The sequence below is a fragment of the Desulfovibrio sp. JC022 genome, from assembly GCF_010470665.1.
Taxonomy (GTDB): domain Bacteria; phylum Desulfobacterota; class Desulfovibrionia; order Desulfovibrionales; family Desulfovibrionaceae; genus Maridesulfovibrio.
In genome coordinates this window covers 208,389-221,185 of sequence record NZ_VOPZ01000002.1, presented here as the reverse complement: position 1 = coordinate 221,185, position 12,797 = coordinate 208,389, and the positions used below count along the sequence as shown (strand labels likewise).

Below are 12,797 nucleotides of genomic sequence, written 5' to 3'. Positions count from 1 at the left end.
TAAATGAAATGGCATAAGTTGCTCAGTAAGCAGAGAATCGGAAAAGAAAAATCAAATTACATCGATAAAGACCGCAGTGAATTTCAGAGAGATTTTGACCGCATTATTTTTTCATCAGCTTTTAGGCGATTGCAGGATAAAACGCAGGTTTTTCCGCTTTCTCGCAGTGATTATGTGCGAACCAGACTGACTCACAGTCTGGAGACTTCTTCCGTGGGCCGCTCCCTTGGGAATATGGTCGGCAGTAAGCTGGTTGAAAAGTATCCAGATCTTGACCTGATTTCTTCGGAACCGGGAACCGTAGTGGCAACGGCCTGTCTTGCCCACGATATAGGAAACCCTCCATTCGGGCATTCCGGGGAGGATGTTATTCGGGACTGGTTTCAGACTTCGGAGATCGGCACAAAGCTTTGTTCTATGGTTGCTGAAGAGCATCGCAACGATTTTATCTGGTTTGAAGGTAATGCGCAGGGGTTGCGAAATATTTTGGCTCTCCAACGTCCGTACAGCAAAGGCGGAATGCAGCTGACCTGTGCAGCTTTGGCAGCTTTTACCAAGTATCCTTATGTTTCCGGGCACATTAAAGATAAAAAAAAGTTCGGTATTTTTGCCAGTGAGGCAGAAATTTACGCCGAAGTTGCTGAGCATCTTGGATTGATCGAGCTGGAAGATAAAAAATGGGCCCGCCATCCCTTTGCCTATCTGGTGGAGGCAGCGGATGACATTTGCTACCACGTTATTGATATTGAAGACGGTCATCGTCTCAATTTGATTTCCTTTGATGAACTGCGCCGTATTTTTCTGGATATCATGGACAATAAGCCGGACATAGTTGCTCGTGTAGACCGGATTCCCGGTAAAAAGGAGCAAGTGGAGTATCTGCGGGCCTGCACCATCAATGCGTTGGTGGAAAGTTGCAGCGATATCTTTTTTGATTTTGAGCAGGAAATTTTGGCCGGGAAATTTAATTCCAGCCTGACTGAGGAAATCGACAAGGCTGAAGAATTCAGCACACTTAAAAAAATTGCCATTGAAAAGGTCTACAATTCTACAGAAGTAATTGAAACTGAAGCAGCAGCTTATGAAGTGCTTTGGAAGATTTTGGATTTTCTGGGGCAGATCGTGATTGAGATTCATGGCAAGGGCAAGCTGGGAGCGAAATGCAAGAAGTCCGTCAAGCTGCTGCCTGAACTTTACGCACCGTCAGCTGAGGCAACCGTGTATGAAAATACCCAGAGAATAGTGGATTATGTTTCTGGAATGACCGATACCTTTGCTGTGCGTACTTTTAATAAGATTTCGGGAATTTCGTTGTTGAGGCGGTAAGTTGATTATATTTTAAAGAACCAAGAAACGCCGCTTTCGTTTAAGAGAGCGGCGTTTTTTTATTGGTGCTAAGATATGAACTTACTGCAACAGATGCTTATCCAAAAATCTTTCCATAGCCTCATAGAAGTCAAAGCGGTTTTCCTGATTGTGAAATCCGTGTCCCTCGTTATCCTTAACCATATACTCTACTGCCACTCCTCGATCCCGCAGGGCTTTTACAATCTGATCTGACTCTGCCTGTTTGACTCTTGGATCGTTGGCTCCCTGAGCTACGAAGAGCGGGGCCTTGATTTTATCCGCATGAAAGACCGGGGAAACTTTGCGCAGCAGTTTGTAGTCGCGGACCGGATCGCCGACTTTGATGTAAAATTCCATCTTTTCAGTTTCCCAGTACGGGGGCAGGGTTTCCAGCAGGGTGAACAGGTTGGAGGGACCGACGTAATCAATGCCGCAGGCATACAGGTTCGGAGTGAAGGTCAATCCTGCTAAAGTGGCGTAACCACCGTATGATCCGCCATAAATGGCAATCCGCTCGGGATCGGCAATTCCTAAATCTATCAGCCAGTGTGCCGCGTCAGTGAGGTCGTTCTGCATGTTCAAACCCCATTGTTTGAATCCCTTTTCCCAGAATTCGCGTCCGTATCCGGTTGAACCCCGGAAGTTGACTTGCATGACCGCGATTCCCCGGTTGGCAAGGAACTGTGTTTCAGGGTTGAATCCCCAGTGGTCACGTGCCCACGGTCCGCCATGTGGATTAATGAGTACGGGCAAGCCTCCCGCTTTTTTGTTTTTGGGCAGGGTCAGGTAGCCGTGGATGGTCAGGCCGTCGCGGGAAATGAAGGAAACAGGTTTCATCTCAGCCATTTGAGATTTATCAAGCCATGGGCTGACTTCGGCAATTTTTTCCAGCTTTTTACTTTTTACATCATAAATATATCCGGCACCGAGACTGCGGTCAGAGTAGGTACGGACGATGCATTTGGTTTCGTCCTTGTCTGCATCAGTCACGACCACTTCATAGCCGGGCAACCTTGATTCCAATTCATTTTGCAACTCTTCACGATTATCGTCGAAAAATACGTAATGGTGTTTGTCGGTATAGAAGCCCGTACCGGTGATAATTTTGCGTTTCTTGGAATAAAGGAGCTGAGCGACATCAACATCGGGATGCTCGAAAACCAGTTGTTCGAGCTTTTGTGTTTCCGGGTTGAAAAGGTAAATGGCCTGTTTGTCCCGGTCCATATTGGTGCTGACGTAGATTTTTTTGTTTTTGAAATCAAAGAGCAGGGGATTAAAGGCTGTCCTGAAATCCATACTCAGGATCGGACGAAATAATTCAGAGTCGGTGTTCCGGTAGAGAACTACATTTTGTCCGTTGCGGTTGGCCATGGCTATGCGCACTTTACCGTTATGGTCGGTCATCCAGCCGCTTACATCGCCGGGATTGCGGGCTTCCAGTTCAAGCTCTCCGCTGACAACGTTAAGTTTGTACACATCAAAAAGTCTGGAGTCGTCCTTGTTTATGGTAATGAGGATGTGGTTATCATCATTTTCAAGTTCATCCAGAAGGTTGGTGCGGGTGTTTTCAAATGGGGTCAGGTCCTTTTCTCCGCTGCCGTCAATGGCGGCAGAAAAGGTGTGGACATTTTCATCTCCACCGGAGTCCTGCCCGAAGACAATACGCTGGCTTCCGGCCCAGAAATAACCGTATATGTCTCTTTTCGTTGCGCTGGTCACTCTGGTGGTCCTGCCGCTGGAAAGTTCTTTGACGAAAATATTGAGCCTGTCTTGCCAAGGTGCCAGCCATGCGATTTTATTGCCGTCAGGGGATATGGTGAATCCTTCAGCTACAGGGTTTTTGAAGAATTCGTGCAGGGGAATCTGCCCAGCTTTCAGCACTGTTTTCGTGATTTCGTGGGCAGGTGCCGGTTTGTGGGTGGAACAGGCTGTAGCCCCCAGAAAAAGGGTGACAGCAGAGACCGCAACAATAAGAGTTCGCAGTGTTTTCATTTTGTTACTCAGCAGGTTTAGCAGATTCAGGATGGGTATATACGGCTCCGGGGCCGTATTTTTTGGATTCATTCAAAGCCAGATCAACTTTTTTAAGCAGGGATTCTGCGGATTCCTTGTGTTCGCTCATGGCAATCCCGGTGTTCAATAAAAAAGGAACAGCTTTCAAGCTCTTGGTACGGGTAATCAGCTTGTTGATTTTTTCCATAAGGTTCTTGGCATTGGTCACACTTGTGTGCGGGGCAAGGATGATGAATTTGTCCCCGCCGACCCGGAAGAAGCTGTCCGGGCGTCTTAAATTTTTACGCACAACGCGGGCAAATCCGGCCAGAATTTTGTCTCCGGCCTTTTGTCCGTGCTGCTGATTGATGGTTTTAAAGTCGTGGATATCCATTTTTATGAGTGCGAGGTCCGAGCCGTACCTCGTTGCAGTGGAGACGGCTTTTTCCGATTCTTCATAAAATTTCATTCTGCCGGGCAGGTTGGTCAGGGTATCCCGTTCGGCAAGTTTTTTGATGGTGGATTTGCTAAGTTCTTTTTCACGGGCGCAGCGAATCAATTCATCACGCATGGGGGAATCCACAAGGTAGTACTGGATGACTGCGAGAATACAGATTAAAAAAAGTATTCCGTACTCATATTTCACTAGATCAACATGGTCGCTGGTCGATGATTTATTGATATCCGAAGAGACCATGCCTATGGACAACCCCAGTTTGCGCATGGCTTTTTTGATTGTGCTGTTGTCGCCGGATTTAACAGCGGCAAGAAAATTGTCAGTAGAAAGAAACAAGCCGGAATTTTCATCATTCAAGAGTTCTTTAAAGCGGTTGTCTTCGGGGTAGTTCTGCAATTTATCGGTAATGGCGGTAAAAGCCTTTGCTGCGGAGTCGTAACCCATACCTTCCGGGCTGGTCAGGATTTCCCCGGCAGTTGCTTGCAGACCGTTGAGCAGCTCTTGCGTATCAGTCAAATTACTGCGTTCGATCAGCAGGGTATGAAAAATATGAAGTGCACTCAGGGCCAGCAGAAGGATAATAGGCAGGGTTATTCTGTATCGCAGACGGGCGGCATCCTGAAATCTCATAAGCATTGACCTTTAATTTTGAATTGTTGGAATTTTCTTATCTTCAACTCTTCTTTTATCCTTGCCTGTGTTTTATGTAAAATCAAAAATAATAATAAGGTCGGTGGTCGATTTCATTTCCAGTGCAGGGTAGACGGGAGTAGTTTTCTGCTGTTAAAAGGTTGATTGCCGTTTGAAGCCTTGTTTTACGGTAATTGAAGCGGCTTATAACAATGATCAGTAATGCCTGAATTTTCATAAATGTGGGATCACGTTTATTTTTATGTTGCTCTTGTCCATTCCTTGGGCTAGGGAAACCGCGTGCATGCATGGAAATTAAGGAGAAGATAAATTGTCCAAGGCAGACAGATATAATAAAATGTATCCCATCTCATGGGAACAGCTGCACCGTGATTGCAGGGCTTTGTCCTGGCGGCTGCTTGAAAAAGGTCCTTTTGAAGGCATTCTTGCCATTACCCGTGGCGGACTTGTTCCTGCGGCGATTCTGGCTCGTGAGCTTGATATAAGACTTATCGACACCGTCTGCATTTCCACTTATGATTGGAAAGTTCAGGAAAAGAAAGCCACTGTGCTTAAAGATTTCAAAGGCGATGGCGAAGGTTGGCTTTTGGTGGATGACCTTGTCGACACCGGAGGCACTGCAAAACTGGTCCGGGAAATGGTTCCCAAGGCCCATTTTGCCACTATTTATGCCAAGCCCGAAGGGCGTCCTTTAGTGGACACCTTCATTACTGAAGTGAGTCAGGATACCTGGATTCTTTTTCCGTGGGACAGCGCGACTCAGTTCGCCGAGCCCATTGCGAAGGTTTGTCAGGAAGAAAATAACTAAGACTTTCAAGGTCTTAGCACGGTTCAGGGTTAATTAGACATTTGCATTTCCAGCTGCCGGACGCAGGGAGTCCGGGGGCTGGTTGTGTATTTGTTTTTTTGTTTTCAAAATCAGGGGAAGGTTCGTTGATACGGAGCTTCAACAGGGTTTACTAACTAATTCTCAAGGAGTGGATGATGCGTAAAGTTCTGCTTATGGCCATTGTTGCGGCCATGTCCGTAATGCTGGCATCTGTTGCGTTTGCCGGTACCAAGAAGGATAAAGTTAAAGTCGGTTTTGTGTACATTACCCCCGTTGGTGACGAAGGTTACTCCTACGCACAGGATCAGGGCCGTCAGGCAATCGATAAATTCGACTGGGTTGAAACTTCTTATGTTGAGGCCGTGGCTGAAGGTCCGGACTCCGAGCGTGTAGTACTCAACTTTGCCCGTAAGGGTTACGACATGGTTATCGGTACCAGCTTCGGTTACATGGACCCCATGGTCAAAGTTTCCAAGAAATTTCCTAAGACCGCATTCTTGCACTGCTCCGGTTTCAAAACCACCCCGAACATGAGCAACTACTTCGGCCGTATGTATCAGGCACGTTACCTGACCGGTATGGTTGCAGGTATGATGACCAAGTCCAACGTCATCGGTTACGTTGCAGCTTTCCCCATTCCTGAAGTTATCCGCGGCATTAACGCTTTCACTCTTGGTGTGCGTTCTGTTAATCCCGAAGCCACCGTTCGTGTCGTATGGACCAAAACCTGGTACGATCCCGCACTGGAAAAAGACGCAGCCATCTCCCTGCTGGATATGAAAGCTGATGTTATCACCCAGCATCAGGACTCCCCCGGCCCGCAGGAAGCTGCTCAGGAGCGCGGCAAGTACTCCATTGGTTACAACTCCGATATGTCCAAGATGGCACCCAAAGCTCACCTTACCGCTGCTGTCTGGCACTGGGCACCTATCTTCGAGAACGCTGTTAAGCAGTTTCGTGATGGTGTATGGCAGGGTAACGAATCCCTGTGGTGGGGCATGGATCAGGACGTAGTGCGTATTGCTCCCTACGGTCCCATGGTTCCCCAAAATGTTAAGGATAAGGTTGAAGCTGCCAAGAAAGAGATTATTGAAGGCAACAACGCAATTTTTGTAGGTCCCATCAAGGACCAGAACGGCAAAGTAGTGGTTCCCGCCGGAAAATCCATGACCGATCCTGAAATGCTCGGTATGATGTGGTTTGTTGAAGGCGTAATCGGGAATACCAAGTAATAATTTATGTTGGGTTATCGCTTACAAAAGCGTGACGAACCCTGGAACTGGGGCACCCCGTTTATTATCGTGGGTGCTCTGGTTCTATCTTTCGGGATCAGCGCGCTCCTGCTTGAATTGCAGGGAAAATCTGCTGTACAAGGACTCTTCGTGCTCTGGCAGGGGTCTTTTGGTGCTTCATGGGCTTTGGAAGATGCCCTTTTAAAATCTATTCCCATTTTTCTTTGCGCACTGGGTGTTGCTACAGCCTTCAGGATGCAGGTCTGGAATATTGGGGCTGAAGGTCAGTTTGCGCTTGGTGCAATCGGGGCTACGTGGGCTGCTTTGACTTTTCCCGGACTGCCCGGCTATCTGCTTATGCCGCTAATGTTCATTTGTGCTGCCATTTTTGGTGCCTTCTGGGCTTACATACCGGCTGTTTTGCGGCTTAAACTACAGGTCAACGAGATTATCTCCACCCTGATGCTCAACTATATTGCCATCCTGCTGCTTGAATACCTCGTGTTCGGCGCTTGGAAGGACCCGGCCAGCTTCGGCTTTCCGGTGACCCCCGAGTTTTCTCCGGCTGCCATTATCGGACAGATCGGCGATACCCGGTTGCATTGGGGATTCGCGGTCTGTGTCGGTTCAGGAATAGCGATGTGGGCATTCATGCGCTTCACCAGACTCGGCTTTGATATCAAGGTTGCTGGTGAGGGTGAAAGAATAGCAATGTATTCCCGCCTTCCTTATGGAATGCTGACCATTTTGGTCATGGCTATTTCCGGCGCGCTTGCCGGCTGGGCCGGATGTATTGAAGCTTCCGCCACCATCAACAGGCTGCAACCTTCCATTATGGTCGGTTACGGTTATACCGCTATTGTTGTGGCATGGCTGGCAAGGTTGCATCCACTTTATATAGGCATCGCCGCATATTTGCTGGCAGCACTGCGCGTGGGCGTTGAAAATATGCAGCTTGAAATGCAGACCCCGGCATCTTTCGGTTCCATCATGGAAGGACTGATTCTCATGTCCGTGCTCGCAGGCCAGATGTTTGTTACTTATAAGATTGTTAAGAAGAAGTAGTCGGATACTATAATGCTAGAAAGTTTTATTGTCCCCCTGCTGGCTGCCACAGTGCAGTCCGGAACACCGATCCTCTACGCCACCCTTGGTGAGATTCTCACTGAGAAGGGCGGGGTGCTCAACCTCGGTGTCGAGGGCATGATGAGCATGGCGGCTTTTGCAGCTTTTTTTGTGACTATGACCACAGGCAACCCGTGGTTCGGGTTCATTGCCGGAGGTATAGCCGGAACATTTATGGCTGCGCTGCATGGATTTGTTTGTATCACCTGTCTCGGTAATCAGGTTGTTTCCGGTCTGGCTTTGACCATTCTCGGCGTGGGGCTGTGTAACTTTCTCGGCACCCCGTATATCGGAACGGTTACTGAAGGATTTGACAAGTTCGCTTTTCCTGTACTGTCGTCAATTCCCTATGTCGGGGATATCTTTTTCAAGCAGGATGCTCTTGTTTACGTCTCTTATCTGATTCCGGTGCTGTTTATGCTTTTTATCAACCGGACCAGCCTCGGGCTGGCGATCAGTGCCGTTGGTGAGAAACCGGCAGCCGCTGCTGCTGTAGGACTGAAGGCCCTTCGTTTGCGCTGGGTCGCGTTGCTGGGTGGTGGGTTTCTGATCGGCCTTGGCGGAGCATATCTTTCTCTTGCTTATACCCATCTTTGGTCAAACGGACTTTCCGGCGGTCGCGGCTGGATTGCAGTTGCCTTGGTTATCTTCGCTTTCTGGAGACCGGGCCGGGCTGTTTTTGGTGCTTATCTTTTCGGTGGTGTTATGGCTTTCCAACTTCGCTTGCAGGCTATCGGGACTCATATTCCCTCAACCCTGCTGCTGATGCTGCCGTATGCCCTGACCATTCTGGTGCTGATCTTCTCCGCAATGAGAGGACGCAGCGGTAATGCTCCTGCGCATCTGGGAGTCAACATCGAGCCTGAAGGGTAGGTGATTAATATGAGTTCAGAACAGGATTTCACCCGTCCCGAATGCCAAAAGGCTACCGGCTTTGAAGGCTGTGCCCCGCTTATTTCACTTAAAGGCATCACCAAACGTTTCGGTAAGGTTGTAGCCAACAACGATATTTCACTTGATCTTTATCCCGGCCGCATCAAAGCTCTGCTCGGAGAGAACGGAGCGGGCAAGAGTACGCTCATGTCCATGCTTGCCGGACGTTTTCGTCCAGACGAAGGGCACATTGAGGTGGACGGAAAGCGTGTGGACTTTTCCAACTCCAAGGATGCCATTAAAGCCGGGGTGGGCATGGTCTACCAGCATTTTATGTTGGTTGATACCATGACTGTTGCTCAGAACGTGCTGCTCGGTCAGGAAGGCGGATTTTTCGTCAATCCCAAGGAAATGGAAGCAAGGGTCCGCAAGCTGGCTGAAGATTACGAACTTGAGATCGATCCTTCCGCAAAGGTTTCCACCCTGTCCATGGGCGAGAAGCAACGGGTGGAAATCCTCAAGCTGCTTTATCGCGAGAGCAGGGTGCTTATTTTTGATGAACCCACAGCTGTTCTTACTCCTCGCGAGGCCTTCCGTCTTTTTGAAGCTCTCTGGGCTATGACCCGACAGGGCAAGTCCGTGGTTTTTATCAGTCATAAGCTTGAAGAAGTTATGGCTATTGCCGATGAGGTCGCCATCCTGCGTCGCGGCAACATTGACGCTGAGGTCTCCCGCGATAAGATTGTGTCCAAGGCTGATCTGGCCTGTCGCATGGTCGGTAAGGAAATTCTCCTCGAAGTGAATAAGGAAGAGGTGGAGATCAGCCATAAGGTTCTGGAAGTTAAAAATATGACCGGAATCGGATTGCGCGATATCAATCTGGATGTGCGCAAGGGTGAGATTGTTGCCATTGTCGGTGTTGCCGGTAACGGTCAGCAGGAGCTTGTGGAAGGAGTTTGCGGTATGCGCAAGCCTCCCAAGGATACAATTTTTATCATGGGCAAACCATGGCGTAAGTTCTTTGCCGAGATGAAGTGGAATAATTCCATGTCTTACATTCCGGAAGACCGTCTTGATCTTGCTACAGCCCGAAATCTTGATCTGGTGGACAACCTGCTTCTGACTACCCGGCAGGGATTTACCGCAGGTCCGTTGCTCAAGCACGATCAGGCTGCAAAAGTAGCTGAAGAGCTGGTTGAAGAGTATGATGTGCGTCCCGGACGTATTCGCGCTCTGGCATGGCAGCTGTCCGGCGGGAACCTTCAAAAGATGGTTCTGGCTCGCGAACTTTACCGCCAGCCGCATTTGATTGTCGCTGAGCAGCCAACACAGGGGCTGGACATTTCCGCCACAGAGGAAGTCTGGAACAGGTTGCTGGAAGCCCGAAAGATGGCCGGGGTGTTGCTTGTGACCGGTGATCTCGGTGAAGCTTTGCAACTGGCAGACCGCGTCGCAGTCATGTATTGCGGGCAGGTTATGGATGAATTTTCCGTCAATGACAAAGAAAAAGTGGACAGCATCGGACTGCTTATGGCCGGTGTGAGAGAGTAAGTATTTCCTTTTCGAATCGAGTTCGATAATTTAAGAATTGTAAACCCCTTTCTGCTATGCAGAGAGGGGTTTTTTATTGTTTTGAATATAAAACGGGGTATAAATTCCTGTCCGTGAATGTCCGTTATTCAGGACAGGGAAGGGGGATGTGTCATTATAGAAAAAAAATGAAGTTTTTTTAGTTTCTAAGTTTAAGTGAGTGGATATTGTTTTGGAAGAAGTTGCTTCTGGTTTTGTGTAAAATTTCTCAAATTTGCCCATACTGAATATAACTTTTGGGTGTTGAGTTGTTTGAAATTAAGTTGATCTTCATAGTTGTAGTTGTAATTTGGTTTACAGTGTTTGTTTTACATAAAATTGTTTTGTGTGAAAATTTTCCCAATCTAGGTTGTGTAGTCGCTTAAATCGCTGTTTATGGGCGTTGCATAGTATATACATCTACGTATTTTTATTGAAATAATCCCTGATTTTGATTAGGAAGATACGACTTTCATGAGGAGGAATAGAATGAAGACGAATTTTCTGTATGTTGGAGCGGCTGTAGTTTTTGCCGTTCTCGTAATTGTGTACTCAACCGCGACCAGTAATCTCAGTGAGGAGATTGCAAATATCTCCGGAGACAAGAAGGTAGAGATTGTTTCCGAAGAGTTGGTTGTAAGGTTTCCCGTAAATCTCGAATTCAAACGTCCTGAAGTGCTTAACAAGGTTCGTTTTACCCCGGTTAAGTTTTCTCACTTCGACCATCAGGATGTTAACTGTGCCAAGTGTCACCATACTTGGGACGGAAAGTCTCAGATCAAAAGTTGTGCCGCTGCTGGATGTCACGATGATCTGAAGCACAAAGCTGCACCTCACTCTTACTTTAAGGCGTTCCATACCCTTCAGAGTGATATCAGCTGTCGTGGCTGTCATGTGAAGATGAACAAGGAAGGCAAGACTGATCTTGCTGTTGCTCCTTGCGCAAACAACGCATGTCACCCCAAGCAGAAAAGAGCGCACAACTAGAAAGTATTTCTTAGCTTTTCGAAGTTGTTCGTAAGAGCCGTCTGTGGTTGCCCCACAGGCGGCTCATTTTTTGTTTTGTGTATAGTCTTGACATCTCTTTATAACGTATATAGTTTTAACATACCATACCGTACGGTATGCAGAAGAAGGAGTTTGAGAAGTGAGTATGAAGGAAAGTAAGCGAGAAAGTCGGCATTGTGCGGAAGATCTGCTCGACGCAGGATTGAAGCTTCTGGAAACTGAAAGTGTACAGCAGCTGACCATTGATTCTTTGTGTCGAAAGCTGAAAGTGACGAAGGGGTCATTTTATCATCATTTTAAGAATCGCGCGGATTTTTTAGAAAGGATGCTCGAATATTGGGTGGAGGGTTGGACGCTTGCGAGCATCGAAGCTGCGGACAAGGGTGCTGATGCAATTGAGCGATTCAACCTGATAGTCGAAAACTCTCATAAGCTGCCCTCGGGAACTGAGACCAGTATTAGGGCGTGGGCTTTATGTGATCCATTTGCGCAGAAATATATTGAGCGTGTTGACAGTATGCGAATTGAGTATTTGCGGTCGATTTTTGAAGAGGTGAGTGGAGACCCTGAGCGGGCTGTCCTGCTTTCTAAAATAAGCTATTCCATGTTCTTAGGTGTTCGTATGATGGGGGCAAATATCTCGGAAAAAGATCATAGTCATATTCTTAAAACAATGAAGCAGGAGCTGTACAGAATTCCTGCAAAATAAAAAGGGAGTTTGTATCATGCAATCAGATATTTTATGGAACGAGGTTGAAGAGCTTTTCGGTAAAGTTCAGCATGTTTCAATTGCGACAATTGATACTGACGGTTTTCCGCGAATTTCTCCTATCGGGTCCGTTGCGTTTATTGAAGAAGGGCGCGGCTACTATTTCGAAAGATTTCCGCAGGCCATGCGGGAGAATTTAGACCGGAATTCAAGTATGAGCATAATGGCGGTCCATCCTTCCCCGATGTTCTGGGTGAAGTCATTGTGGAAGGGCAGGTTTGCATCACAACCTGCACTTAGGCTTGTCTGTAAGGCTGGCAATAGGCGTAATGCAACACAGGATGAAATCGATGGATGGCTAGCCAAAGTGAGTTCTTTCCGTTTCTTTAAAGGGCATGACCTGCTCTGGAAAGATATGAGCATGGTCCGCGAGTTCGAAGTTTTGCGGGTGGAACCTGTTGAACTTGGGAGGATGAATCCATGAGTGAGTCAGCATCAATTTTAAATTCAATTCCCCAAATACATAAATTAAGCGTCGATGCTGATCACATCTACAGCAAGGATTTTGTCAGTCATCGTGCAATGGATGATTTTTTGATCCGTTTGATGTCCTACAAACCGGGGTGGCTGACATTTCTGTATAAAGTCAGAGGCGTACTGGCCAAAATAATGGGGCTCAAGCATGATGAGTTTATGGATCACGGTCTTGAAGTTTCTGATTACGATTTCAACCGTGGCGGGCAGGTTGATTTTTTTAGTTCAGTTGATTTTGAAGCAGAGACATTCTGGATCGGCGAGGCTGAAGATAAGCATCTCATCGGATATATCGGAGTGGTTTCTGAGCCTGCTGAAAACAGCTCACATCATTACCATGTCTTTACGATTGTCCGTTATAAGCATTGGACCGGGCCGGTTTATTTCAACCTGATCAGGCCGTTTAGCCATTTGGTGGTTTATTTCATGGGTAAGTATGCGGCAGAATAAATAAAAAGCGCACAAGGTTAT

The 12,797-nt window shown here is 47.4% G+C and carries 12 protein-coding genes; 10 read left to right on the top strand and 2 right to left on the bottom strand.

Annotated elements, in window-relative coordinates; genetic code table 11:
• The first annotated feature begins 3 nt into the window (after nucleotides 1-3).
• Nucleotides 4-1,326 (top strand): deoxyguanosinetriphosphate triphosphohydrolase, encoded by a 1,323-nt coding sequence (locus FMS18_RS04000; protein ID WP_163292464.1) that lies wholly within the window; start codon nucleotides 4-6, stop codon nucleotides 1,324-1,326.
• An 81-nt stretch (nucleotides 1,327-1,407) separates the two neighbouring features.
• Here FMS18_RS04000 and FMS18_RS03995 read toward each other — a convergent pair whose 3' ends face one another.
• Complete coding sequence (locus tag FMS18_RS03995; protein WP_163292463.1) at nucleotides 1,408-3,339, bottom strand: S9 family peptidase; 1,932 nt, start codon at nucleotides 3,337-3,339, stop codon at nucleotides 1,408-1,410.
• Nucleotides 3,340-3,343: 4 nt separating this feature from the next.
• A complete protein-coding gene (locus tag FMS18_RS03990; RefSeq protein ID WP_163292462.1) occupies nucleotides 3,344-4,426 on the bottom strand; it encodes a GGDEF domain-containing protein in 1,083 nt (360 codons plus the stop codon).
• 331 nt (nucleotides 4,427-4,757) lie between these two features.
• Here FMS18_RS03990 and gpt point away from each other — a divergent pair, with 331 nt between their 5' ends.
• The 9 genes from gpt to FMS18_RS03945 all read left to right on the top strand — a co-directional run bounded on the left by gpt (nucleotide 4,758) and on the right by FMS18_RS03945 (nucleotide 12,776).
• The gene (gene gpt / locus FMS18_RS03985) at nucleotides 4,758-5,255 is read left to right on the top strand and encodes a xanthine phosphoribosyltransferase (protein WP_163292461.1); all 498 of its coding nucleotides are present in this window, start codon (nucleotides 4,758-4,760) and stop codon (nucleotides 5,253-5,255) included.
• Nucleotides 5,256-5,431: 176 nt separating this feature from the next.
• On the top strand, nucleotides 5,432-6,508 hold the full coding sequence (locus FMS18_RS03980; RefSeq protein ID WP_163292460.1) for a BMP family ABC transporter substrate-binding protein: 1,077 nt from the start codon (nucleotides 5,432-5,434) through the stop codon (nucleotides 6,506-6,508).
• 6 nt (nucleotides 6,509-6,514) lie between these two features.
• Entirely contained in the window at nucleotides 6,515-7,573 is a 1,059-nt protein-coding gene (locus FMS18_RS03975; RefSeq protein WP_163292459.1) for an ABC transporter permease, read from the top strand.
• A gap of 12 nt (nucleotides 7,574-7,585) precedes the next feature.
• Entirely contained in the window at nucleotides 7,586-8,506 is a 921-nt protein-coding gene (locus FMS18_RS03970) for an ABC transporter permease (protein ID WP_163292458.1), read from the top strand.
• A gap of 9 nt (nucleotides 8,507-8,515) precedes the next feature.
• Nucleotides 8,516-10,057, top strand: a complete 1,542-nt coding sequence (locus FMS18_RS03965) for an ABC transporter ATP-binding protein (RefSeq protein WP_163292457.1) — start codon at nucleotides 8,516-8,518, stop codon at nucleotides 10,055-10,057.
• 507 nt (nucleotides 10,058-10,564) lie between these two features.
• Entirely contained in the window at nucleotides 10,565-11,062 is a 498-nt protein-coding gene (locus FMS18_RS03960) for a cytochrome c3 family protein (RefSeq protein WP_163292456.1), read from the top strand.
• A gap of 166 nt (nucleotides 11,063-11,228) precedes the next feature.
• The gene (locus FMS18_RS03955) at nucleotides 11,229-11,792 is read left to right on the top strand and encodes a TetR/AcrR family transcriptional regulator (protein ID WP_239060943.1); all 564 of its coding nucleotides are present in this window, start codon (nucleotides 11,229-11,231) and stop codon (nucleotides 11,790-11,792) included.
• Nucleotides 11,793-11,808: 16 nt separating this feature from the next.
• The gene (locus tag FMS18_RS03950) at nucleotides 11,809-12,276 is read left to right on the top strand and encodes a pyridoxamine 5'-phosphate oxidase family protein (RefSeq protein ID WP_163292454.1); all 468 of its coding nucleotides are present in this window, start codon (nucleotides 11,809-11,811) and stop codon (nucleotides 12,274-12,276) included.
• Nucleotides 12,273-12,776, top strand: coding sequence for a DUF2867 domain-containing protein (locus FMS18_RS03945; RefSeq protein WP_163292453.1), 504 nt, complete (start codon nucleotides 12,273-12,275; stop codon nucleotides 12,774-12,776). The genes FMS18_RS03950 and FMS18_RS03945 overlap by 4 nt, the downstream gene beginning before the upstream one ends.
• Nucleotides 12,777-12,797 lie beyond the last annotated feature (21 nt).